Here is a 22,697-nt window from a genome sequence, read left to right as displayed (position 1 = left end):
TAGCCCGGCGGCCGTCGCCTCTTGCCTCGCGGGGCATGAAGATTCGCTTGCCCGTACACCAGCCATGCGTCAATGGCATGAACCCGGCGAGCAACTGAGAATGTTTCTTATCTTTTCAGGGTGGCCGCGCCGCTGGCGTGCAGGCAGATGGCGGCGGCCGCCGCCACGTTGAGCGACTCCTCGCCCCCGGGCTGCGCGATACGGATGTGGTGCGTGGCCAGCGCCTCGAGCGCGGCCGACACGCCCTGCCCTTCATGGCCCAGCAACCAGGCGCAGGGATGCGGCAGCTTCGCCTCGTGCAGCCAGTCGCCGCGGTGCGAGCTGGTGGCGACCAGCGGCACTGCCAGCGCCTCGAGCGCGGCGGCATCGACGCCCTCGATCAGCCGCAGGCCGAAATGGGCGCCCATGCCGGCGCGCAGCACCTTGGGCGACCAGAGCGCCGCCGTGCCCTTGAGCGCGATCACCTGCTGGAAGCCGAAGGCCGCGGCACTGCGCAATACGGAGCCGACGTTGCCGGCGTCCTGCAGCCGGTCGAGCACCACGGTGGGCGCCTCGGGCAGCACCACGGGCCGTTCGGGCAGCTCGAGCAGGAAGCCCATCGGCGCCGGCGATTCCAGCCCGCTCGCCGCCTTCAGCAGTTCGTCGTCGACGACCACGGTCTTGCCGGCATCGCGCGACCATTCGACCGGTGCCTGCGGCCAGAACGACAGCGAGAACACGGCCACCGCCGGCGTCACGCCGCGCGCCAGCGCCGCGCGGCACAGATGGTCGCCTTCGAGCCAGATGCGGCCCAGCTTGCGGTAGGCGCCCGGATCCTGCGCCAGCTTGCGCAGGTCCTTGAGCAATGGGTTGTCGCGCGAGCTGATGCGGGTCGGGCCGGCGGGCGTGATCATCGGATCAGGGCGCCGAACGCAGTTCGATGGCCACGACCTGGGTCTGCACCGACACAGCGGGCAGCGGCGATTGGACCTGGACCACCGGCACCGCCGGCGCCATGCGCGCCAGCGCGGCCGCCACCGGGCTGAACGAGCGCCGGTGATGCACGCAGGCGCCATGCTGCAGCAGGGCCTCGAGATGCTCGGGCGTGCCGTAACCCTTGTGGCCCGCGAAGCCGTAGTGCGGAAACTCCTGGTGCAGCTGCTCGCAGAGCCGGTCGCGGTGCACCTTGGCCAGGATCGACGCGGCCGAGATCGCCTTCACGCGCGCGTCGCCCTTGACGATGGCCTCGGCCAGCACGTCGAGCTGGGGCAGCCGGTTGCCGTCCACCAGCACCTTGGCCGGCTTCAGGCGCAGGCCCTCGACCGCGCGACGCATCGCCAGCATGGTCGCCTGCAGGATGTTGTGGGTGTCGATCTCCTCCACGCTGGCCTGCGCGATCGAGCAGCACAGCGCCTGGGCCATGATCTGGTCGTGCAGGCGCTCGCGCTGCAGCGCGGTCAGGGTCTTGGAGTCGGCCAGGCCGCGGATCGGGCGCTGGTCGTCGAGGATCACGGCCGCGGCCACCACCGGCCCGGCCAGCGGACCGCGTCCCGCTTCGTCCACGCCCGCCAGCAGGCCGGGCGCGTCCCAGGCCAGGGGCGCCTGTTCAGCCTTCAAGAACTTTCTGGATCGCATCGGCGCACAGTGTCGGCGTATCGCGCTGCAGTTGCACGTGGAGTTCGGCAAAACGCGCCTCGAGCGCGCGCACCCGCTCGGGCGCGTCGAGCCATTCGAGCGTGGCCTGGGCCAGCGCCTCGGGCGACGCGGCCTCCTGCAGCAATTCGGGCACCACGAAGTCGCGGCACAGGATGTTGGGCAGCCCGACCCAGGGCTGGAGCTGCTTGCGCTGCATCATCCGCCACGAGAGGCTGTTCATGTTGTAGGCGATGACCATCGGCCGCTTGAACAGCGCCGCCTCGAGCGTGGCGGTGCCGCTGGCGATCAGCGTGACGTCGCAGGCCGACAGCGCGGCATGCGACTGCCCGTCGAGCAGCGTCACCGCGTCGCCCAGGCCGCTGGCCTTCAGCAGCGCCTCGACCTCGGCGCGCAGGCCCGGCAGGATCGGCGCCACGAAGCGCAGCGCGGGCCGCGCCTTGCGCATCAGCGCGGCGGCCTCGAAGAAGCGGGCCGCCAGGTAGCGGACCTCGGAGCGCCGGCTGCCCGGCAGCAGCGCCACCACCTGGGCGTCGGGCGCGAGGCCCAGCGAGGCACGCACCGCCGCGCGGTCGACCGTCATGGGAATCACGTTGGCCAGCGGATGCCCGACGTAGCTCGCCTGCACGCCCTGCGAGGCCAGCAGCTCGGGCTCGAACGGGAAGATGCACAGCACGTGGTCGGCCGCGGCGCGGATCTTCTCGATGCGCTCGGGCCGCCAGGCCCAGATCGACGGGCAGACGAAGTGCACCGTCTTCATGCCGCGGCCGCGCAGGCCGGCCTCGAGGTCGAGGTTGAAATCGGGCGCGTCGACGCCGATGAAGAGTTCGGGCCATTCGCGCAAGAGCCGCGCCTTGAGCTGGCGCCGGATGCCCGCGATCTCGGCGTAGTGGCGCAGCACCTCGATGTAGCCGCGCACCGCGAGCTTTTCCTGCGGCCACCAGCTCTCGAAACCGTGCGCCAGCATGCGCGGGCCGCCGATGCCTGCGGTTTGCAGGCCGGGCCAACGCGCGGTGAGGCCGTCGAGCAACAGCCCGGCCAGCAGGTCGCCGGATGCTTCGCCGGCGACCAGCGCGAAGCGTCGCTGCCCGTTGGATGTCATCGCAGGAGGCTCAGCGCGCTATGCCGCGCGTGGAGGTGGCGAGGAAGCCGTCCATCAGCGCCACGTCGGCGGCGGCATCGGGCGTTTCGGCGGCCAGCGCGGCGATGCCGGCGCGCGCCTCCTCGAGCGTCTTGCCCTGGCGGTACAGCAGCTTGTGCATGTCGCGAATGGCTGCGATGCGCCCGGCGGAGAAGTCGCGCCGGCGCAAGCCGACCAGGTTCACGCCGCGCACCGCCAGCGGGGTGCCGTCGACCACCATGTAGGGCGGCACGTCCATCGCGACATGGGTGCCGAAGCCGATCATCGAATGCGCGCCAACGCGCATGCGCTGGAGGATGCCCACCAGGCCGCCGACGGTGGCCCAGTCGCCGATCTGGACATGGCCGGCCAGCGTGGTGTTGTTGGCCATGGTGATCTGGTTGCCGAGCTGGCAGTCGTGCGCGATGTGCACGTAGGCCATGATCCAGTTGTCGTCGCCGATGCGGGTCACGCCCGCGTCCTGCACCGTGCCGACGTTGAAGGTGCAGAACTCGCGCACCGTGTTGCGGTCGCCGATCGTGAGCTCGGTCGGCTCGCCCGCATGCTTCTTGTCCTGCGGTACCGCGCCCAGCGAGGAGAACTGGAAGATCCGGTTGTCGCGGCCGAGGGTCGTGTGGCCCTCGATCACGCAGTGCGAGCCGATGACCGTGCCCGCGCCCACCCGCACATGCGGACCGATCACGGTATAGGGACCGACCGAAACCGACGGATCGAGCTCGGCCTTGGGATCGACGATGGCCGTCGGATGAACCTGCGTCATGCGCCGATCGTCAGGCGTTGATCTGGCGCATCGCGCACATCAGCGAGGCTTCGCAGGCCAGCTCGCTGCCCACCAGCGCCCGGCCCTTGAACTTCGAGATGCCGGCCTTCATGCGCTCGATCTCGACCTCCAGCGTGAGCTGGTCGCCCGGCTCCACGGGACGCTTGAAGCGCGCGCCGTCGATCGCGGCGAAGTAGTAGACGGTGTTGTCGTCGGGCACGATGTCGAGCGAACGGAACGACAGCAGCGCCGCGGCCTGCGCCATGGCTTCGAGCATCAGCACGCCGGGCATCACCGGGCGGTGCGGGAAGTGGCCGTTGAAGAACGGCTCGTTCATGGTCACGTTCTTGAGCGCCGTGATGCGCTTGCCCTTCTCCATGTCCAGCACGCGGTCGACCAGCAGAAAAGGATAGCGGTGCGGCAGCAGCTTGAGGATTTGATGGATGTCGAGCGTCGTCGTCATGGTGGTCTGTTCCTGCATCGTCTTCATTGTTGGGAGGGAGCCTTCTCCAGCGCCTTCAGTCGTTCGCGCAGGCTGTGCAACTGCTTGAGCGTTGCAGCGTTCTTTTCCCAGGTCGCATTGTCATCGATGGGGAACATGCCGGTGTACTGGCCGGCCTTGCGGATGGAGCGTGTCACCACGGTGGCGGCGGACACGTGGACGTTGTCGGCCACGCTCAGGTGGCCCAGCACGATGGCGCCGCCGCCGAAGGTGCAGTTGGCACCGATGGTCGCGCTGCCGGCCACGCCGACGCAGCCCGCCATCGCGGTGTTGCGGCCGACGCGCACGTTGTGGCCGATCTGGATCAGGTTGTCGAGCTTCACGCCGTCCTCGAGCACGGTGTCGTCGAGCGCACCGCGGTCGATGCAGGTGTTGGCGCCGATCTCGACGTCGTTGCCGATGCGCACCGCACCGAGCTGCTCGATCTTGACCCAGCCCTCCTTGCTCGGCGCGAGGCCGAAGCCGTCGGCACCGATGACCACGCCCGGATGCAGCAGGCAGCGCTCGCCGATGGTGCAGTCCTCGCTCACCGTGACGCGCGACTTCAGCACCGTGCCGGCGCCGATGCGCGCACCGCGCTCGATCACGCACAGCGCGCCGATGCGGGCCGTGGGATCGACCAGTGTTTCGGGATGAACCACGGCCGAGGGATGGATGCGCTCGGCCTCGGGCCGCGCATGGCTCGCCTTCCACAGCTGCGTGAGCCGCGCGAAGTACAGGTAGGGATCGGGCGTGACGATGCAGGCGCCGCGAGCGGCCGCCGCCTCGCTCATCGCGGGCGACACGATCACGCAGCCGGCCCTGGAGGCCGCGAGTTCCTGCTGGTATTTGGGATGGCTCAGGAAGCTGAGCGCATCGGGCTGTGCATTCTGGAGCGGGGACAAGCGCTCGATGGACAGCGTCGCATCGCCACGAAGCTCGCCCCCGAGGGCGTCAACGATGGCTCCTAGCTGCAGTGCCACGCCGGTACGCGGCGTTACTTGCCGCCCGTGGGCGAGGAAGCGGACGACGGCGTGCTCACCGAGGCGTTGAGCGCCTTGATCACCTTGTCGGTGATGTCGTGCTTCGGGTTGATGTAGATCGCTTCCTGCAGGATCGCGTCGTACTTCTCGGCTTCGGCGACCTGCTTCACCACGCGGTTGGCGCGGTCGTAGACCTGCTGGAGCTCTTCGTTCTTGCGGGCGTTGAGGTCTTCCTGGAATTCGCGGCGGCGGCGCTGGAAGTCGCGGTCCTGCTCGATCAGGGTGCGCTGGCGTGCGTTGCGCTGGCTCTCGGGCAGGGCCGCGGCTTCGCGCTCGAACTTCTCGGACGCGGCCTTCAGGGCGTCGCCCTGCGTGGTCAGGTCCTTCTCGCGCTTGAGGAACTCGGCCTCGAGCTTGGCCTGCGCCGCCTTCGCGGGCTGCGCCTCGCGCAGCACGCGGTCGGGATTGACGAAGCCGATACGAAATGTTTCCTGCGCCTGCGCCCACGCGGGCGCCGCGATCCATGTCATCGCGGGAATCAGCAACGCGCCTGCCGCGGCGCGAATCAAATGCGTCATTAGAAAGAGGTTCCGATCTGGAATTGCAGGCGCTGGATTCTATCCTTCGGGATCAGGATGACGCCCGTGTTCGGGTCCTGCACTTCCTTCTGCTGGCGCACCGGCACGGCGTAGGCGATCCGCAGCGGGCCGAGCGGGGAGATCCAGCTGATGCCGAGACCGACCGATGCGCGGATCTTCTTCGAAGCCTTCCACTGCTCGTCGGTGAGGCCGGCCGAGCGCGAGCCGAACACGTTGCCGGCGTCGAAGAAGCCGTACAGGCGCAGCGTGCGGTCGTTGCCGGCGCCGGGGAACGGCGTGCTGAGTTCGGCGTTGAAGATGGCCTTCTTGGTACCGCCGAGCGCGGCGCCTTCGGTCTGGCCGAGCAGCGGCACGTCGCGCGGGCCGAGCGAGTTCTGCTCGAAGCCGCGCACCGAGCCCAGGCCGCCGGCGTAGAAGTTCTTGAAGATCGGGTAGACCTTGCCGCCGAGCGCCTTGCCGTAGCCCACTTCGGAGTTGATCGCGAAGGTGTACTGCTTGTTGATCGGGAAGAACTGCTGGTACTGGTAATTGGTCTTGAAGTACCGCATGTCGCCGCCGATGCCCACCTCGAGGTTGGCACGTTGCAGGCGGCCCTTGGTCGGGACCAGCGCGCTGTCGCGGTCGTCGCGCGCCCAGCCCACGGTCAGCGGGATGCCCCAGACGCTGTCGTTCGAGCAGCCGTCGATCACGTCGAAATTGAGGCCCGGCACGAGGCTCGGGATCGGACGCGTCGTGCAACCGAAGTAGTTGCGGTAGGAGTTCGGGGTCAGGAACGCGTAGGTGTTCTTGGCATTGAAGGCATAGCGCTCCACGCCGATGCCGAAGAACACGGTGTCGAGTTCGCTGAACGGCACGCCGAAGCGGATCGAGGCGCCCTGGTTGACCAGCTGGTAGTCGCCGTCGACCGCCGTGTTGTACGGGCGGGTCGTGTTGTGATAGACGCTGATCGTGCGCGAGATGCCGTCCTTGGTGAAGTACGGATCGGTGGTGGTCACCGAGATCGTGCGGTTCGACTTGCTGGTGTTGACCTGCAGGCCCAGGTAGTTGCCCGAACCGAACACGTTTTCCTGCTGGATGCCGAAGGTCAGCGAGACGCGCTCGGCGCTCGAGTAGCCGGCGCCCAGCTGCAGCGAGCCGGTGGGCTTCTCGGCCACGGTGATCAGCAGGTCGACCTGGTCGGGCGAACCCGGTAGTTCCTGGGTTTCGACGTTCACCTCGGTGAAGTAGCCCAGGCGGTCCACGCGGTCACGCGACAGCTTGATCTTGTCGCCGTCGTACCAGGAAGCCTCGTACTGGCGGAATTCGCGGCGGATCACTTCATCGCGCGTGCGGGTGTTGCCGCCGACGTTCACGCGGCGCACGTAGACGCGGCGCGAGGGCTCGCCCTGCAGCACCAGCGTCACGCGGTTGTTGGTGCGGTCAATCTCGGGCTTGGCCTGCACGCGTGCGAAGGCGTAGCCGAAGGTGCCGAAGTAGTCTGTGAAGGCCTTGGTGGTCGCCGTGACCTGCTCGCCGTTGTAGGGCTCGCCCGGCTTGATCGTGACCAGGGTTTTGAATTCCTCGTCGCGGCCGAGGAAGTTGCCGTCGAGCTTGACGCCCGCAACGACGAACTTCTCGCCTTCGGTGATGTTGACTGTGACCGTCAGGTCCTGGCGGTCGGGCGAGATCGCGACCTGGGTCGAGTCGACGCGGAACTCGAGGTAGCCGCGCGTGATGTAGTAGCTCTTCAGCGTCTCGAGGTCGGCATTGAGCTTGGCGCGCGAGTACTGGTTCGACTTGGTGTACCAGCTGAGCCAGCCGCCGCTGTCCTGGTCGAACAGGTCGAGCAGCGTGCTCTCGCTGAAGTCCTTGTTGCCGACGATGTGCACTTCGCGGATGCGCGCCGAATCGCCTTCGGTAACCGTGAAGGTCAGGTTCACGCGGTTGCGCTCGATCGGCGTGACGGTGGTCACGACCTGCGCGTTGTAAAGGCTGCGGCTCACGTACTGGCGCTTGAGCTCCTGCTCGGCGCGGTCGGCCAGGGCCTTGTCGTAGGGCCGGCCTTCGGTCAGGCCCACTTCGCGCAGCGCCTTCTGCAGCGCGGCCTTGTCGAATTCCTTGGTGCCGACGAAGTCGACGTCGGCGATGGTCGGGCGTTCCTCGACGATCACCACCAGCACATTGCCGTTGACGTCGATGCGCACGTCCTTGAACAACCCCAGATCGAACAGCGCGCGGATAGCGGCCGAACCGCGATCGTCGCTGTAGGTGTCGCCCACGCGCAGCGGCAGCGACGCGAAGATGGTTCCGGGCTCCACGCGTTGCAGGCCTTCAACGCGGATGTCGCGCACGGTGAAAGGCTCGACGGCCCAGGCTGCCGTGGCCGCGAGCGTGCTGGCCACCAGTGCGGCAACGCTACGCAGGCGAAAGCGACTGAAGTTTTTGTTCATCTGTGAATTGATCCGGCGCGGAAAGGGCCGGCAAGATAGTTAACCAAAGAGCCGCGATGTGTCGTTGAACAAGGCAATCGACATCATGACCAGGAGCAGGGCAACGCCACCGCGCCCAAGCCAGTCCATCCAGACGTCGGAGACGCTTTTACCGGTCAGGCCCTCCCAAAGATAATACATCAGGTGCCCCCCATCGAGGACCGGCAGCGGGAGCAGATTCAGCACGCCCAGGCTCACGCTGATGAGCGCGAGGAACACCAGGTACTGCGTGAAGCCGAGGCTGGCGGACTTGCCGGCGTAGTCGGCAATGGTGATCGGGCCGCTGAGATTCTTGATCGAGGCCTGGCCGATAACCATCTTGGCCATCATGCGCACGGTCAGCGCCGAGACCTCCCAGGTGCGGACCACGCCGCGCCAGACGCCGTCGACCGGGCCCTGTCGCACGGTCACCATGTCGGGCGGCGCCCCCACGTAGGCGCCGATGCGGCCGACCTTCAGGCCGCCCTCGTCGCGCACCTCGGGCGTGACTTCGAGCGTCTGGACGCGGCCTTCGCGTTCGATCTGCCAGGGCAGCGCGAGCGCCTTACCCTCCTTGACCGAGGCGCGAATCGCCTCGCGCAGCTGCTGGCCGTCGACGATGGCGGTGTCGCCGATGGCGCGCACCAGGTCGCCGCGCCGCAGGCCCGAACGCTCGCCGGCGCCGCCGGCCATCACCTCGCCGATCTCGGGACGGGTCATGGGCGCGAGCACGCCGATCTTGCGGAACATCTGGGCGTCGGCGTCCTTGGCCTCGATGCGGCTCAGCGGCAGCACCAGGGTGCGGGCCGGCTGGCCGCCCTGCCCCGCCACCTCGAGCGTCAGATCGTGGCCATCGAGCGCGCCGCGGGTCATGCGCCAGCGCAGGTCCTCGAAGGACTGGACCTCGGTCAGGTCGTCGCCCTCGAAGCCGGCGCGCGCGATGTGCTCGCCGCCGCGCAGTCCGGCCTGCTCGGCCAGCGAAGCGGCCACCGGCCGCGCCAGCGTTGCGACCGGCTCCTGCACGCCGATCCAGTTGACGGCCGTGTAGAGCGCCACCGCCATCAGCAGGTTGGCGATCGGGCCGGCCGCGACGATGGCCGCGCGCGAACGCAGCGGCTGGGTGTTGAAGGCGCGGTGCCGCTCCTCGGGCGCCACCGGGGCCTCGCGCTCGTCGAGCATCTGCACGTAGCCGCCGAAGGGAAACAGGCCGATGGCGAACTCGGTATCCTGGCCCGGATGCTGGCGCCGCGGCTTCCAGGCGTAGACGGGCTTGCTGACGCGCCAGAGGATGCGGCCGAGCAGCGAGGGGCTGTCGGGGCTGCCGAACGGCAGCGTGGCCACGCCGAAGCGCTTGACCTTCACCCCGCAGGCGACCGCGACCCGGTAGTGGCCGTATTCATGAACGGTGATCAGCAGGCCGAGCGCGACGATGAATGCAACGAGGGTGAGCATCCGGAACCTTGCTTCTTGAAATCGGTGACGCGCGGGGCGTCAGGCGGAAAGGCGCAGCGCCGCGGCATTCGCGGCAGCGCGGGCGCTGGCGTCGATGGCCAGCAGATCGGCCAGCGACGCCGGCTTGGAGGGCGCGACCGCCTCCAAAGTTTCCATGTTGACCGCATGAATGCGATCGAAGCGCAGCCGGCGCGCCAGGAAGGCCTCGACCGCGACCTCGTTGGCGGCGTTCAGCACGGCCGTGGTGCCGGGCACCGCGCGCAGCGCCTGCCAGGCCAGGTCCAGGCCCGGGAAGAGCGCCGCGTCGGGCGCGTCGAAGCTCAGGTCGGCCAACTGGCGGAAATCCAGCCGCGCCGCGCCGCTCTCGATGCGCTCGGGCCAGGCCAGGCCGACGGCGATCGGCACCCGCATGTCGGGCGTGCCGAGCTGGGCGAGGATCGATGCGTCGGTGAACTGCACCATCGAATGGACCACGCTCTGCGGATGGATGACCACCTCGATCTGCTCGGGTGCCACGCCGAACAGGTGCCGCGCCTCGATCACCTCGAGGGCCTTGTTCATCATGGTGGCCGAGTCGACCGAGATCTTGCGCCCCATGACCCAGTTGGGATGGGCGCAGGCCTGCTCGGGCGTGACGCTGCCGAGAGTGTCGGGCGCGCGGGTGCGGAACGGACCGCCCGAGGCCGTGAGGATGATCTTGTCGATGCGCCGCGCCCAGGTGGCGGGATCCTCGGGCAGCGACTGGAAGATGGCCGAATGCTCGCTGTCGATCGGCAGCAGCGTCGCCCCGCCCTCGCGCACCGTGCGCATGAACAGGTCGCCGCCGACCACCAGCGCCTCCTTGTTGGCCAGCAGCAGGCGCTTGCCGGCGCGCGCGGCCGCCAGGCACGGGCCGAGGCCCGCGGCGCCGACGATGGCCGCCATGACGGCATCGACCTCGTCGTGCGACGCTATCTCTTCGATAGCACCGACACCTGACAGGGCCCGGGTCGGCAGATTGTTCTGTTGGAGCTTTTCGGCCAGCGCGGCCGCATGGGCCTCGCTTGCCATGACCGCGAAGCGCGGCGAGAAGCGCGCGCACTGCGCGAGCATCTCGTCGACTTTGGTAGCGGCCGAGAGCGCGAAGACCTCGAAGCGCTCGGGATGACGCGCGATGACGTCGAGCGTGCTGACGCCGACCGAACCGGTCGAGCCGAGCACCGTCACGCGTTGTCTGGGGGAAGTGTTCACAGAAAAGCCAGCATCATTGCAATGGGGAGCGTGGGCAAGAGGGCATCCACCCGATCGAGCACCCCGCCGTGGCCGGGCAGCAGCCGGCTGCTGTCCTTGGCGCCCGCGCTGCGCTTGATCAGCGATTCGACCAGGTCACCGACCACGCTCATCGCCGCCAGGAAGACCACGCCGAGCAGCAGCAGCCACCAGCCGCGCGTCGCCAGCCGGCTGTAGAGGCTGGCCACCGCGGCCTGCGCCGAGGCATCGGCCCAGACCCAGGCCAGCGCCAGCACCACCACGCCCGCCATACCGCCCCAGACGCCTTCCCAGCTCTTGCCGGGACTGATCGCGGGTGCGAGCTTGCGCCGCGTGAACTTGAGGCCGAAGGTCCGGCCGGCGAAATAGGCGAAGACGTCGGCGACCCAGACCAGCACCAGGATCGAGAGCAGGAAGTTGATCCCGATCAGGCGCGCCTGCACCGCGGCCAGCCAAGCCACCCAGAGCGCCAGCAACCCGCCCACGAGGCGGATGCCGCGCGGCACCTTGGGCCAGCCCGGCACCGCGGCGCGCAGCAGCGCCGCGCCGCCGAGCACCCAGGCGGCGCTGGCGAGCGTCCACAGCAGCAGCAGCGGCCGCTCGAGCAGCCCGAGCCACCACGAGAGCGCGCACAGCAGCACCATCTCGAGGCCGAGGAACACGGACACCCGCTGGCCATAGCCGTTGAGGCGCCCCCACTCCCAGGCCGCGGCGCCGATCAGCACCAGCATCACGCAGCCGAAGGGAACATAGGAAGGATAGAAAAGCGCAGGCAGGAGGATCGCCAGCAGGACGATCGCCGTGAGGATGCGTTGCTTGAGCATGCAGCGGGGTCGTCCGGGGAGAGAGGTTCAGGCCGTCTGGCGCGATCGGGCGTTGGTCGTGACCTGCGCCGATGTCTTGCCGAAGCGGCGCTCGCGGTTCTGGAATGCGGCGATGCCCTCGTCGAGCGCGGCCTCGTCGAACTCGGGCCAGAGCTTGTCGCTGAAGAACAGTTCGGCGTAGGCGCTCTGCCAGAGCAGGAAGTTCGACAGCCGCTGTTCGCCGCCGGTGCGGATGAACAGGTCGGGATCGGGCACGTGGGCGAGCGCCATCGCGCGGTCGAGGTTGAGCTCGGTCAGCGGTTCGCCGCGCTCGGCCAGCTTGGCAGCGGCCTGGGCGATGTCCCAGCGGCCACCGTAGTTGAAGCACACGTTGAGCACCAGGCGCTCGTTCATCGCCGTGGCGTTCTCGGCGTCGATCAGCCCCTTCACCATCTTCGGCGACAGGCCGCCGCGCTCGCCGACGAAGCGCAGTTGCACGCCGTCGCGGCCGAGCTTGGGCACTTCGCGCGCCAGCGCGCCGACCATCAGGTCCATGAGGCCCGAGACCTCCTCGGGCGGGCGGTTCCAGTTCTCCGAGGAGAAGGCGAACACGGTCAGCACCCGCACGCCGCGGTCGACGCAGGCCTTGACGCAGCGGCGCAGCGACTCCACGCCCTGCTTGTGCCCTGCCACGCGGGGCAGGAAGCGCCGCGTGGCCCAGCGGCCATTGCCATCCATGACGATGGCGATGTGGTGGGGAATGGTCTGCGGCTTGGAGGCGGCCATGGGCAGCCTCAAACGGCCATGATCTCCGCTTCCTTGGCCGCGATCAGGCGATCGATTTCCGCGATGTGGCGGTCGGTCACCTTCTGGATCTCGGCTTCGGCACGCTTCTGGTCGTCTTCCGAAGCCAGCTTGTCCTTGACCAGCTTCTTGACCGACTCGTTGGCATCGCGGCGCAGGTTGCGCGTCGCGACCTTGGCGCTCTCGCCTTCGTTGCGCACCAGCTTGGTCATCTCGCGGCGGCGCTCTTCGCTCATGGCCGGCAGCGGCACGCGGATCAGCTCGCCCATCGAGGCCGGGTTGAGACCCAAGTCGCTTTCGCGGATGGCCTTCTCGATCTTGGCGCCCATGCCCTTTTCCCAGGGCTGCACGCTCAGCGTGCGCGAGTCGAGCACCGACACGTTGGCCACCTGGCTCAGCGGCACCTGCGAACCGTAGTACTCGACGTGGATCGAGTCGAGCAGCGCGGCGTTGGCACGGCCGGTGCGGATCTTGGTGAGGTTGTTCTGGAAGGCAGCGATCGACTGGTTCATCTTCGCGTCGGTCGTGCTGCGGATATCGGCAATGGTCATTCTCAAATACTCCTAGGCATGCACCAGCGTGCCCTCGTCCTCGCCCATGACGACGCGCTTGAGCGCGCCGTTCTTGAAGATCGAGAACACCTTGATCGGCAGCTTCTGGTCGCGGCACAGCGCGAAGGCTGCCGCGTCCATGATGCCGAGATTCTGCGCGATGGCCTGATCGAAGGTCAGGCTGGCGTAGCGCGTCGCGTCGGGATGGGTCTTCGGGTCGGCGCTGTAGACGCCGTCGACCTTGGTCGCCTTGAGCACCAGCTCGGCGCCGATCTCGGCGCCGCGCAGCGCGGCGGCGGTGTCGGTGGTGAAGAAGGGGTTGCCGGTGCCGGCAGCGAACACCACGACCTTGCCTTCCTCGAGGTACTGCAGCGCCTTGGGCCGCACGTAGGGCTCGACCACCTGCTCGATGGCGATGGCGGACATCACGCGCGCCACCAGCCCCTGCTTGTTCATGGCATCGGCCAGCGCCAGCGAGTTCATCACCGTGGCCAGCATGCCCATGTAGTCGGCCGTGGCGCGGTCCATGCCGACCGAGCCGCCCGCGACGCCGCGGAAGATGTTGCCGCCGCCGATCACGACCGCCACCTCGACGCCCATGTTCACGACCTCGGCCACTTCCGCGACCATGCGCACGATGGTGGCGCGGTTGATGCCGAAGGCGTCGTCGCCCATCAGTGCCTCTCCCGACAGCTTCAACAAGATTCGCTTGTGGGCTGGGCGGGGATCAGACATGGGCAATTTCCTTTAAGAGTGAGCGGGGGCGAGTGTAGAGCTTGGCGGTGAAAAGGCGACAGCATGCACCTGCACGCTGTCGCCTTCTGGCGGGGGACGGTCTCAGGCTGCGGCCTTGGCGGCTGCGACCTGGGCCGCGACTTCGGCAGCGAAGTCGTCGACCTTCTTCTCGATGCCCTCGCCGACCACGTACAGGGTGAAGCCCTTGACGGTGGTGTTGACGGCCTTGAGCATCTGCTCGACGGTCTGCTTGTCGTTCTTCACGAACGGCTGGTTGTGCAGCGAGACTTCCTTGAGGAACTTCTGCACGCCACCCTCGATGCGCTTGGCAACGATGTCGGCGGGTTGCGGCTTCTTGCCTTCGGCTTCGGCGGTCTTGCGGTCTTCTTCCGCCTTGCCCGCGGCCACGGCGCGCTCCTTCTCGATCAGCTCGGCCGGCACGTCCGACGCGGCAACCGACACCGGCTTCATGGCGGCGATGTGCATCGCGACGTCCTTGGCGGCGGCATCGTCACCCTCGAACTCGACCACCACGCCGATGCGCGTGCCGTGCAGGTACGAAGCCAGCTTGCCGTTGCCGGCGAAGCGCTTGAAGCGGCGGAAGCTCATGTTCTCGCCGATCTTGCCGACCAGGCCCTTGCGCACGTCCTCGAGCGTGGGGCCGAAGCCGTCCTGCTCGTAGGCCAGCGCACCCAGCGCGGCGATGTCGGCCGGGTTGTTCTGCGCGACCAGCTTGGCAGCGGCATTGGCCAGCGCCAGGAAGCTGTCGTTCTTGGTGACGAAGTCGGTTTCGCAGTTGATCTCGATCATCGCGCCGGCGGCGTCGTCGACATAGGCAGCCACCACGCCTTCGGCGGTGATGCGGCTCGATGCCTTGCCGGCCTTGTTGCCGAGCTTGATGCGCAGCAGCTCTTCGGCCTTTTCCATGTTGCCGTCGGCCTCCGTCAGAGCCTTCTTGCACTCCATCATCGGCGCGTCGGTCTTGGCGCGCAGTTCGCCGACCATGCTTGCGGTGATTGCAACCATTGTTTCTCTCCGTATTCAGAAAATCAGATTAAAAAAAAGGGGCAACGAAGCCCCTTCTTCAGGCGCGGGGACGCGCAGCTCAGGCCGAAGCGCTTTCTTCGACTTCGACGAATTCGTCGCTACCTTCGGCGATGGCCTTGACCACGTCGCTGGTCGCGCTGTTGCGGCCTTCGATGATCGCGTCGGCAATGCCACGGGCGTACAGCGTGACGGCCTTCGACGAGTCGTCGTTGCCAGGGATCACGTAGTCGATGCCTTCGGGCGAGTGATTGGAGTCCACCACGCCGATCAGCGGAATGCCGAGCTTCTTGGCTTCGGCCACGGCGATCTTGTGGAAGCCCACGTCGATCACGAAGATGGCGTCGGGCAGCGCAGCCATGTCCTGGATGCCGCCAATGTCCTTCTCGAGCTTCTCGATTTCACGGGTGAAGGTGAGCTGCTCTTTCTTGCTCAGGCTGTCGAGGCCGGCTTCCTGCTGGGCCTTCATGTCCTTCAGACGCTTGATCGAGGTCTTGACGGTCTTGAAGTTGGTCAGCATGCCGCCGAGCCAGCGGGTGTCGACGAAGGGCACGCCGGCGCGGCGGGCTTCGGCAGCGACGATTTCGCGCGCCTGGCGCTTCGTGCCGACCATCAGGATCGTGCCGCGGTTGGCCGTCAGCTGCTTGGCGTACTTGGCCGCATCCTGGAACATCGGAAGCGACTTTTCCAGGTTGATGATGTGGATCTTGTTGCGATGACCGAAGATGAACGGGGCCATCTTGGGGTTCCAGAAGCGGGTTTGGTGACCGAAATGGACACCGGCTTCCAGCATTTCGCGCATGGTGACGGACATTGAAGTTACTCCGAAGGTTGGGTCTAAAATCCAGCCCGTTTTTGCACTCCGCTGGACACTGCATGCCGGCTTGGCCGGCAACGCTGCATCAGCGAGGTCGCAACACCTTGATTGGGCTGGTTTGCGAATGTGTTTCGTCGGTGTGGCGCTCCGTCTTGACAGATGAAGTACCGCGTGAGCGAAACCCAAAGAGTATAGCACGCACCTCGGACACCCCTGCCCCGCACGCCTTGCCAGATCCCGAAGCCCCACCTTCCAGCCGCCCGTCGGACGCCGTTCGACGGATGCGCGCCCTCGATGCCCCGCCGTGTACCCGGGGAACGCCCCGGGGCGCCAATGCTCTGGCATGCTGCGCTGCACGACGAGACGGCATGGCTGCTGCAAAAACAATAGCTAGGCACCTTCGTCAGATGGACGTCAGCACTCTTTTTTATCCTGAATCTCAATGAAAATCGCGATCGTGGGCGCCGGCATCATCGGTGTCACCACCGCCTGGGAGCTGGCGTCCGACGGCCATGAAGTGACCGTTTTCGAACGCCGGGGCGCCGCCGCCGAGGAAGCCAGCTTCGCCAACGCCGGCGTGGTGGCGCCCGGCTACGTCACGCCCTGGGCAGCGCCCGGCATGCGCCTGAAGGTGCTGCGCTCGCTGCTGTCCTCGCACGGCGCCATCAAGCTGCGCTGGCCGCTGTCCTCGCGCGACCTCGGCTGGATGTCGCGCTGGCAGAAGGCCTGCAAGCTCGAAACCTACCTCGCGAACCGCGCGCGCATGCAGCGCCTGGCCTTCTACAGCCGCACCCGGCTGCACGAGGTGAGCGAGGCCCGCGAACTCAGCTACGAGCGCAGCGACGGCTACCTGGTGCTGCTGCGCTCCAAGCGCGAGCGCAAGCTGGTCCAGCCCGGCCTCGAGGTGCTGCGCAGCGCGGGCAGCGTGTTCCGCGAGGTCGATGCCGACGAGGCCCGGCTGATCGAGCCCGCCCTCAATCCCGACACGCCACTGGCCGGCGCCATCCACCTGCCCGAGGACGAGGTCGCCAACTGCCGCCAGTTCGCGCTGCTGCTCAAGTGGGAGGCCGAGTCGCTCGGCGCGCAGTTCCACTTCAACTGCGACATCGCGCCGCTGAGCCGCGCCGCGCCCACCTCGCTGTCGCTGGCCAGCGGTTCCGATGCGCTGCACTTCGATGCCGTGGTGGTCTGCGCCGGGCTCGGCTCGGCCTCGCTGCTGCGCCCGCTCGGCCTGCGGATCCCGATGGCGCCGGTCTACGGGCATTCGGTGAGCGCGCCGGTGCGCGAGCCGCTCAACGCGCCGCGCAGCGCGATCATGGACGAACGCTACAAGGTCGCGATCTCGCGCCTCGGCCAGCGCGTGCGCGTGGCCGGCAGCGCCGAAATCGGCGGCTCGGCCGACACCTTGAGCCAGCCCGCGATCCTCACGCTCTACAAGGTGCTGCAGGACTGGTTCCCGGGCGCGGCGACCCTGCAGTCGGGCGTGCAGCAGTGGAAAGGCGCACGGCCGATGCTGCCCGACGGGCCGCCGGTGCTCGGCGCAAGCGGCATTCCGGGTGTGTGGCTCAACCTCGGCCACGGCTCCAGCGGCTGGGCGCTGTCGTGTGGCAGCGCGCGCGTGGTGGCCGATCTGATCGCCGGGCAGGACCCTGGCGTGGACCTCGAAGGGCTGGGCGTCGAGCGGCTCGGGTCCTGAGACTCAGGCCTCGTCCTTCGGGCCCCACTGGCGCGGGTGAGTAGCCGGCCGCTCGACCGGCAGCGGCGGCGGCTCCGGCGGCCGCAGACGCCGGGCCAGCCCGGACAGCAACGCGGGCGCGACCAGCACGCACACGGCCAGGCACAGCAGGTCCGCCGCCATCAGCAGCCAGCGCCACGCACCCGCGGCGCCATCGATCATGGGATCGAGCCAGCGGATCAGCCCGAAGCCCCAGCCGACACTCGCGGCCCAGGCCAGGTCGCGCAGCGGCACCCATCGCAGCGATTCGGCCAGCAGGAACACGGCCCAGACGATGGCCAGCCACCCCAGCGCCCAAGCCAGGCCTTCGCTCAACACCATGCTGGTGACAACGAAGGCCACGAACCACGCAAGCAGCAACGCGATCAGCCAGCCGAGGAGCCCGAGACGTTTCATCGCGCGATCATAGGCAGGGGCAGAATCGCCCGATGCATCGCATCACCTCCGCCACCGCAGCCGACCTGTTCGACCTCGCTGCCACGCGCCGCATCGAGCAGGCCGCCGCGGCCGCCCTGCCCGCTCACGCGCTGATGCAGCGCGCCGGGCTGGCCGTGGCACGGCTCGCAATGGCGATCGCGCCGCACGCCCGCACGGTCTGGGTGGCCTGCGGGCCGGGCAACAACGGCGGTGACGGCTTCGAGGCGGCCGCGCAGCTGCGGCAACGCGGGTTCGAGGCCGTCGTCAGCTTCGCGGGCGACGAGGCCCGCCTGCCGGCCGACGCGAAGGCCTCGCTGCAGCGGGCTCGCGATGCGGGCGTCGTCTTCGCCTCGAAGCCGCCCGCGCGCTACGAACTCGCGATCGATGCGCTGCTCGGCATCGGCGCCATCCGCCCACCTCAAGGCGCGATGGCCGAGTGGCTGCGCCGCATGCATGGGGAGGCGCATCCAGTGCTCGCGGTGGACGTGCCATCGGGCCTGAATGCGGACACCGGCACGCTTTCGCACGGCGACGATCTTCTGGCACAAAGCGCGGCATCGCGGCGCATCTGCCTGAGCCTGCTGACTCTGAAGCCCGGCCTCTTCACGGCCCAGGGCCGTGACGCTGCCGGCGAGATCTGGTTCGACGACCTCGGCTGCGGCGTGACAAGCGAATCACCCGTGGCGCGCCTGCCGGGCGCGCCATCGCTCGTCCCGCGCGCCCACGCCTCCCACAAGGGCAGCTATGGCGACGTGGCCGTGATCGGCGGCGCATCGGGCATGGCCGGCGCGGCATTGCTGGCCGGTTCCGCCGCGCTGCATGCGGGCGCGGGCCGCACCTTCGTCGGCCTGCTCGATCCGGGCGCGGCGCCGGTCGACCTCGCTCAGCCCGAACTGATGCTGCGCGACGCCCGTTCGCTCGATCTCTCGGCGATGGCCGTGGTCTGCGGCTGTGGCGGCGGCACCGCGGTGCGCGAGCTGCTGCCGCGCGTGCTGTCGACCGCCCGCGCGCTGGTGCTCGATGCCGATGCGCTCAACGCGATCGCGAGCGACGACGGCTTGCGGACCCAGTTGAAGGCGCGCACGAAACGCGGTCGGCCCACGGTGCTCACGCCGCATCCGCTCGAGGCGGCGCGCCTGCTCGGCGGCACCGCCGGCGAGGTGCAGGCCGATCGCCTGGCGGCCGCGCGCCGGCTGGCGGCGCAGACGGGCGCCGTCGTGGTGCTCAAGGGGTCGGGAACGATCGTCGCCGACGACTCGGGCACGGTGCCCGTCCTCAATCCGACCGGCAATGCCCGCCTCGCGAGCGCCGGCACCGGCGACGTGCTCGCCGGCATGGTCGGGGCGGGACTGGCGGCGGGCCGCGGCGCCTTCGACGCCGCCTGGGAAGCGGCCTGGCATCACGGCCACCTGGCCGACACCTGGCCGGCCGACGCGCCGCCGCTGACGGCCGGCGCGCTGGCGCGCCAGTCCTCCCGCTGACGGGCTTCTAGCCGCGGCCGACGAAGGGCATCTTCGTCGCCATCACCGTGTGGAACAGCACGTTGGCCTCGAGCGGCAGATTCGCCATGTAGAGCACCGACTGGCCGACGATCTTCACGTCGATCAGCGGCTCCACCGCGAGCTCGCCATTGGCCTGCGGCACGCCCTTGGCCATGCGCGCGGCCAGCTCCGTCATGGCGTTGCCGACGTCGATCTGGCCCACGGCGATGTCGTGCTTGCGCCCGTCGAGCGACGCCGTCTTCGTCAGGCCCTCGACCGCATGCTTGGTCGCCGTGTAGGCGGCCGAGTTCGGCCGTGGCGCGGTGGCCGAGATCGAGCCGTTATTGATGATGCGGCCGCCCTTGGGCGTCTGCGCCTTCATCGTACGGAAGGCCTGCTGGATGCAGAAGAACATCCCGTTGAGGTTGATGTCGACCACGCCGCGCCATTGCTCGGGCGTCCAGTCCTCGAAGGAACCGGGCGGGTTGCCGACGCCCGCGTTGTTGAACAGCAGGTCGACGCGACCGAAGCGCTCGACGGTGGCGCCGAACAGCGCCTGCACCGACTCGGCGCTGGCCACGTCGGTCGGCACCGCGAAGGCGCGCGCACCGGCGCCCGATTCCTCGGCCACCTGCTCGAGCGGCTCGAGGCGGCGGCCCGCCAGGGCCACACTCCAGCCGTCGCCCAAAAGGGCCAGCGCCGCGGCGCGGCCGATGCCGGTGCCGGCCCCCGTGACGATCGCGATGCCCTTGTTCTTGTCTGTACTCATGCCCGTTGTCTCCTTCTCGGCGTGTTCATGGATTCGAATGGAATGGATGTCGATGAAAGGGGCACTCAGCCACGGCGCGTCTTGCGCCCCTTCATCTTGTTGGCGGCCTTCTTGACCGCCGACTTGAAAGCCTGCATCGCGGACTGCGGACCGCCCGCGGCCGGTTCCCGCCCGGCGGCGCGCGTGCCGCCGCTCGGCGCCTCGGCCTTCTGGCGCGAACTGCGCTTGGCCGAGGCCTTGACCGGCACGCCGCCGGACGCGGCACCCTTGTCCTTCATGGCGCGCGCGGTGAGCTCCTCGCCCTCTCGCACCAGGCGGAAATCGATCTTGCGGCCATCGAGGTCGACGCGGCTGACCTGCACCCGCACCCGCGTGCCGATGGCATAGCGGATGCCCGTGCGCTCGCCGCGCAGCTCCTGGCGCATCTCGTCGAACTTGAAGTACTCGCCGCCGAGCTCGGTAATGTGCACCAGGCCCTCGACGTACATCGCATCGAGCGTGACGAAGATGCCGAAGGTGGTGGCCGCGGTGACCACGCCGCCGTATTCCTCGCCGAGGTGCTCGCGCATGTACTTGCACTTGAGCCAGGCCTCGACGTCGCGGCTGGCCTCGTCGGCGCGGCGCTCGTTGGCGCTGCAATGCAGCCCGGCGGCCTCCCAGGCCTGCACTTCCTTGGTCGGTGCGACCGTGGCCTTCTGCGGCTTGGTGGTCGGCGCCTTCACGCGCGAGGCCAGCCGCTTGGCGAGCTTGGCATGCGCCTCGCCCGGCGTCGGCAGCATCGGCAGTTGGTAGCGCGTCTTGCCGAGGATGGCCTTGATCACCCGGTGCACCAGCAGGTCGGGATAGCGCCGGATCGGGCTCGTGAAGTGCGTGTAGGCCTCGTAGGCCAGGCCGAAGTGGCCGCTGTTGATCGGCGTGTAGATCGCCTGCTGCATCGAGCGCAGCAGCATGGTGTGGATCTGCTGCGCGTCGGGGCGCTCCTTGGTCGCCTCGGCGATGGCCTGGAACTCGCCGGGCGCCGGATCGTCGGTGATGCTCAGGCCCACGCCCATCGCCTTCAGATAGCCGCGCAGGATTTCCTTCTTCTCGGGCGTCGGGCCCTCGTGCACGCGGTACAGGCCCGGGTGCTTGCCCTCGGCGATGAAGTCGGCGCTGCAGACGTTGGCCGCGAGCATCGCTTCCTCGATCAGGCGGTGCGCCTCGTTGCGGGTGCGCGGCACGATCTTCTCGATGCGGCCTGCGTCGTCGCAGATGATCTGCGTCTCGGTGGTCTCGAAGTCGACCGCGCCGCGCTTGCCACGCTGCTTGAGCAGGGCCTTGTAGACGTCGGCGAGGTTCAGCAGGTCCTTGACGCGCTCCTTGCGCTTGGCCGCCTCGGGGCCGCGCGTGTTGCCGAGGATGGCCGCCACTTCGGTGTACGTGAATCGCGCGTGGCTGAACATCACGGCCGGATAGAACTGGTAGGCGTAGATCTCGCCATCGGCGGCGACCAGCATGTCGCAGACCATGCACAGGCGCTCGACCTCGGGGTTCAGCGAGCACAGGCCGTTCGAGAGCTTCTCGGGCAGCATCGGAATCACGCGGCGCGGGAAGTACACGCTGGTGGCGCGGTCGTAGGCATCGATGTCGATCGCCGAGCCGGTGCGCACATAGGCGCTGACGTCCGCAATCGCAACCAGGAGGCGCCAGCCCTTGCCGCGGCCGACCTTCGCGGGCTCGCAGTACACGGCGTCGTCGAAGTCGCGCGCGTCCTCGCCGTCGATCGTGACCAGCGGCACGTCGGTGAGGTCGACGCGACCCTTCTTGTCGGCCGGACGCACCTTCTCGGGCAGCGCCTTGGCCTCGGCCAGGCACGCTTCGGAGAACTCGTGCGGCACGCCGTACTTGCGCACCGCGATCTCGATCTCCATGCCGGGATCGTCGATCTCGCCGAGCACTTCCTTCACCCGGCCCACGGGCTGGCCGAAGAGCGCGGGCGGCTCGGTGAGCTGCACCACGACCACCTGCCCCACCTTGGCGGGACCGGTCGCGCCCTTGGGAATCAGCACGTCCTGGCCGTAGCGCTTGTCCTCCGGTGCCACGAGCCAGATGCCGCCCTCGTGAAGCAGGCGGCCGATGATCGGCTGCTCGGGGCGCTCGATGATCTCGACCACGCGCCCCTCGGGGCGACCGCGGCGGTCAAGCCGCACCACGCGCGCCTTGACGCGGTCCTTGTGCAGGACCGCGCGCATCTCGTTGGGGGGCAGATAGATGTCGGCTTCGCCGTCGTCGCGTTGCACGAAGCCATGTCCGTCGCGATGGCCCTGAACCGAGCCTTCGAATTCATCCAGCAAGCCGCTGGAAGTGACATTATTTTTGATATGATCTCCTTCTTTCCTGAAATTCAAAGCGTACCTGCTTCGGCAAGTATGCGGGCCCAGATGGCGGAATTGGTAGACGCACTAGTTTCAGGTACTAGCGAGTAACATCGTGGAGGTTCGAGTCCTCTTCTGGGCACCAAGTTTAAATAGACTCTCATCGAGTCCTTCGATTCAAGCCACCGGTCTCCGGTGGCTTTTTTCTTGCCCGCTCCGATCATGGTCGTCATCGACATCGTCCGATGGCGCGCGGTCAGTCCGCGCACCCGAGCCTGTGTCGTGAACGCATCATCGTGCGCACAAAATTGCGAGGCCGCGAGAAAATCGTTTTTGATTTGATATACTCGTAGGCTTTCCTGAAATGCCCAGATGGCGGAATTGGTAGACGCACTAGTTTCAGGTACTAGCGAGTAACATCGTGGAGGTTCGAGTCCTCTTCTG

21 protein-coding genes and 1 tRNA gene are annotated in these 22,697 nt (G+C 68.1%); 3 read left to right on the top strand and 19 right to left on the bottom strand.

The window, feature by feature from the left end:
* Positions 1–107: 107 nt before the first annotated feature.
* From AC07RV_RS08515 to rpsB, 16 genes are all read right to left on the bottom strand, one after another.
* On the bottom strand, positions 108–893 hold the full coding sequence (locus AC07RV_RS08515; RefSeq protein WP_296776537.1) for a TrmH family RNA methyltransferase: 786 nt from the start codon (positions 891–893) through the stop codon (positions 108–110).
* Between the two features lie 4 nt (positions 894–897).
* Positions 898–1,614, bottom strand: coding sequence for a ribonuclease HII (gene rnhB / locus AC07RV_RS08510; RefSeq protein ID WP_296776540.1), 717 nt, complete (start codon positions 1,612–1,614; stop codon positions 898–900).
* On the bottom strand, positions 1,586–2,734 hold the full coding sequence (gene lpxB / locus AC07RV_RS08505; RefSeq protein WP_203201197.1) for a lipid-A-disaccharide synthase: 1,149 nt from the start codon (positions 2,732–2,734) through the stop codon (positions 1,586–1,588). The genes rnhB and lpxB overlap by 29 nt, the downstream gene beginning before the upstream one ends.
* A 10-nt stretch (positions 2,735–2,744) precedes the next feature.
* Entirely contained in the window at positions 2,745–3,533 is a 789-nt protein-coding gene (gene lpxA / locus AC07RV_RS08500) for an acyl-ACP--UDP-N-acetylglucosamine O-acyltransferase (RefSeq protein ID WP_296776553.1), read from the bottom strand.
* Positions 3,534–3,543: 10 nt separating this feature from the next.
* Positions 3,544–4,023 carry a 3-hydroxyacyl-ACP dehydratase FabZ gene (fabZ, locus tag AC07RV_RS08495; RefSeq protein ID WP_177239286.1) on the bottom strand — a complete coding sequence of 160 codons (480 nt, stop codon included), beginning with the start codon at positions 4,021–4,023 and terminating at the stop codon, positions 3,544–3,546.
* Positions 4,020–4,997 carry a UDP-3-O-(3-hydroxymyristoyl)glucosamine N-acyltransferase gene (lpxD, locus tag AC07RV_RS08490; protein WP_296776556.1) on the bottom strand — a complete coding sequence of 326 codons (978 nt, stop codon included), beginning with the start codon at positions 4,995–4,997 and terminating at the stop codon, positions 4,020–4,022. Before lpxD ends, fabZ begins: the two co-directional genes overlap by 4 nt.
* Before the next feature lie 14 nt (positions 4,998–5,011).
* The gene (locus AC07RV_RS08485; protein ID WP_093342263.1) at positions 5,012–5,575 is read right to left on the bottom strand and encodes an OmpH/Skp family outer membrane protein; all 564 of its coding nucleotides are present in this window, start codon (positions 5,573–5,575) and stop codon (positions 5,012–5,014) included.
* Positions 5,575–8,025 carry an outer membrane protein assembly factor BamA gene (bamA, locus tag AC07RV_RS08480; RefSeq protein ID WP_093342264.1) on the bottom strand — a complete coding sequence of 817 codons (2,451 nt, stop codon included), beginning with the start codon at positions 8,023–8,025 and terminating at the stop codon, positions 5,575–5,577. The genes AC07RV_RS08485 and bamA overlap by 1 nt, the downstream gene beginning before the upstream one ends.
* A 39-nt stretch (positions 8,026–8,064) precedes the next feature.
* A complete protein-coding gene (rseP, locus tag AC07RV_RS08475) occupies positions 8,065–9,495 on the bottom strand; it encodes an RIP metalloprotease RseP (protein WP_296776562.1) in 1,431 nt (476 codons plus the stop codon).
* 39 nt (positions 9,496–9,534) lie between these two features.
* Positions 9,535–10,725 carry a 1-deoxy-D-xylulose-5-phosphate reductoisomerase gene (gene ispC, locus AC07RV_RS08470; RefSeq protein ID WP_296776565.1) on the bottom strand — a complete coding sequence of 397 codons (1,191 nt, stop codon included), beginning with the start codon at positions 10,723–10,725 and terminating at the stop codon, positions 9,535–9,537.
* Positions 10,722–11,567 carry a phosphatidate cytidylyltransferase gene (locus AC07RV_RS08465; protein ID WP_296776568.1) on the bottom strand — a complete coding sequence of 282 codons (846 nt, stop codon included), beginning with the start codon at positions 11,565–11,567 and terminating at the stop codon, positions 10,722–10,724. The genes ispC and AC07RV_RS08465 overlap by 4 nt, the downstream gene beginning before the upstream one ends.
* A 27-nt stretch (positions 11,568–11,594) precedes the next feature.
* Positions 11,595–12,332, bottom strand: coding sequence for a polyprenyl diphosphate synthase (gene uppS / locus AC07RV_RS08460; protein ID WP_296776571.1), 738 nt, complete (start codon positions 12,330–12,332; stop codon positions 11,595–11,597).
* A gap of 8 nt (positions 12,333–12,340) precedes the next feature.
* Positions 12,341–12,901: a ribosome recycling factor gene (gene frr / locus AC07RV_RS08455; protein ID WP_093342271.1), complete on the bottom strand. Its 561-nt coding sequence runs from the start codon at positions 12,899–12,901 to the stop codon at positions 12,341–12,343.
* A gap of 12 nt (positions 12,902–12,913) precedes the next feature.
* Positions 12,914–13,636 carry a UMP kinase gene (gene pyrH, locus AC07RV_RS08450; RefSeq protein WP_057591659.1) on the bottom strand — a complete coding sequence of 241 codons (723 nt, stop codon included), beginning with the start codon at positions 13,634–13,636 and terminating at the stop codon, positions 12,914–12,916.
* Between the two features lie 102 nt (positions 13,637–13,738).
* The gene (gene tsf, locus AC07RV_RS08445; RefSeq protein WP_093342272.1) at positions 13,739–14,662 is read right to left on the bottom strand and encodes a translation elongation factor Ts; all 924 of its coding nucleotides are present in this window, start codon (positions 14,660–14,662) and stop codon (positions 13,739–13,741) included.
* 79 nt (positions 14,663–14,741) lie between these two features.
* A complete protein-coding gene (rpsB, locus tag AC07RV_RS08440) occupies positions 14,742–15,494 on the bottom strand; it encodes a 30S ribosomal protein S2 (protein WP_093342273.1) in 753 nt (250 codons plus the stop codon).
* Between the two features lie 445 nt (positions 15,495–15,939).
* Between rpsB and AC07RV_RS08435 the strand changes: the two genes are divergently transcribed.
* On the top strand, positions 15,940–17,193 hold the full coding sequence (locus tag AC07RV_RS08435) for a D-amino acid dehydrogenase (protein WP_093342274.1): 1,254 nt from the start codon (positions 15,940–15,942) through the stop codon (positions 17,191–17,193).
* 3 nt (positions 17,194–17,196) lie between these two features.
* Here the strand turns inward: AC07RV_RS08435 and AC07RV_RS08430 are convergent, their stop codons facing one another.
* Positions 17,197–17,628 (bottom strand): hypothetical protein, encoded by a 432-nt coding sequence (locus tag AC07RV_RS08430; protein ID WP_296776579.1) that lies wholly within the window; start codon positions 17,626–17,628, stop codon positions 17,197–17,199.
* A 32-nt stretch (positions 17,629–17,660) separates the two neighbouring features.
* Between AC07RV_RS08430 and AC07RV_RS08425 the strand changes: the two genes are divergently transcribed.
* Positions 17,661–19,130, top strand: a complete 1,470-nt coding sequence (locus tag AC07RV_RS08425; RefSeq protein WP_296776582.1) for an NAD(P)H-hydrate dehydratase — start codon at positions 17,661–17,663, stop codon at positions 19,128–19,130.
* A gap of 7 nt (positions 19,131–19,137) precedes the next feature.
* Here AC07RV_RS08425 and AC07RV_RS08420 read toward each other — a convergent pair whose 3' ends face one another.
* Together AC07RV_RS08420 and rnr are read right to left on the bottom strand one after the other, a co-directional pair.
* Complete coding sequence (locus tag AC07RV_RS08420; protein ID WP_209541413.1) at positions 19,138–19,899, bottom strand: SDR family oxidoreductase; 762 nt, start codon at positions 19,897–19,899, stop codon at positions 19,138–19,140.
* 65 nt (positions 19,900–19,964) lie between these two features.
* Positions 19,965–22,232, bottom strand: coding sequence for a ribonuclease R (gene rnr / locus AC07RV_RS08415; protein ID WP_371268787.1), 2,268 nt, complete (start codon positions 22,230–22,232; stop codon positions 19,965–19,967).
* An 81-nt stretch (positions 22,233–22,313) separates the two neighbouring features.
* Between rnr and AC07RV_RS08410 the strand changes: the two genes are divergently transcribed.
* Positions 22,314–22,398: transfer RNA gene (locus AC07RV_RS08410), tRNA-Leu, on the top strand.
* The last annotated feature ends 299 nt before the right edge of the window (positions 22,399–22,697 follow it).

This window comes from Variovorax sp. GW821-FHT09B01 (genome assembly GCF_059418345.1).
The sequence above is the reverse complement of the archived record's forward strand: the minus strand, read 5'-3'. Positions and strand labels throughout refer to the sequence as shown.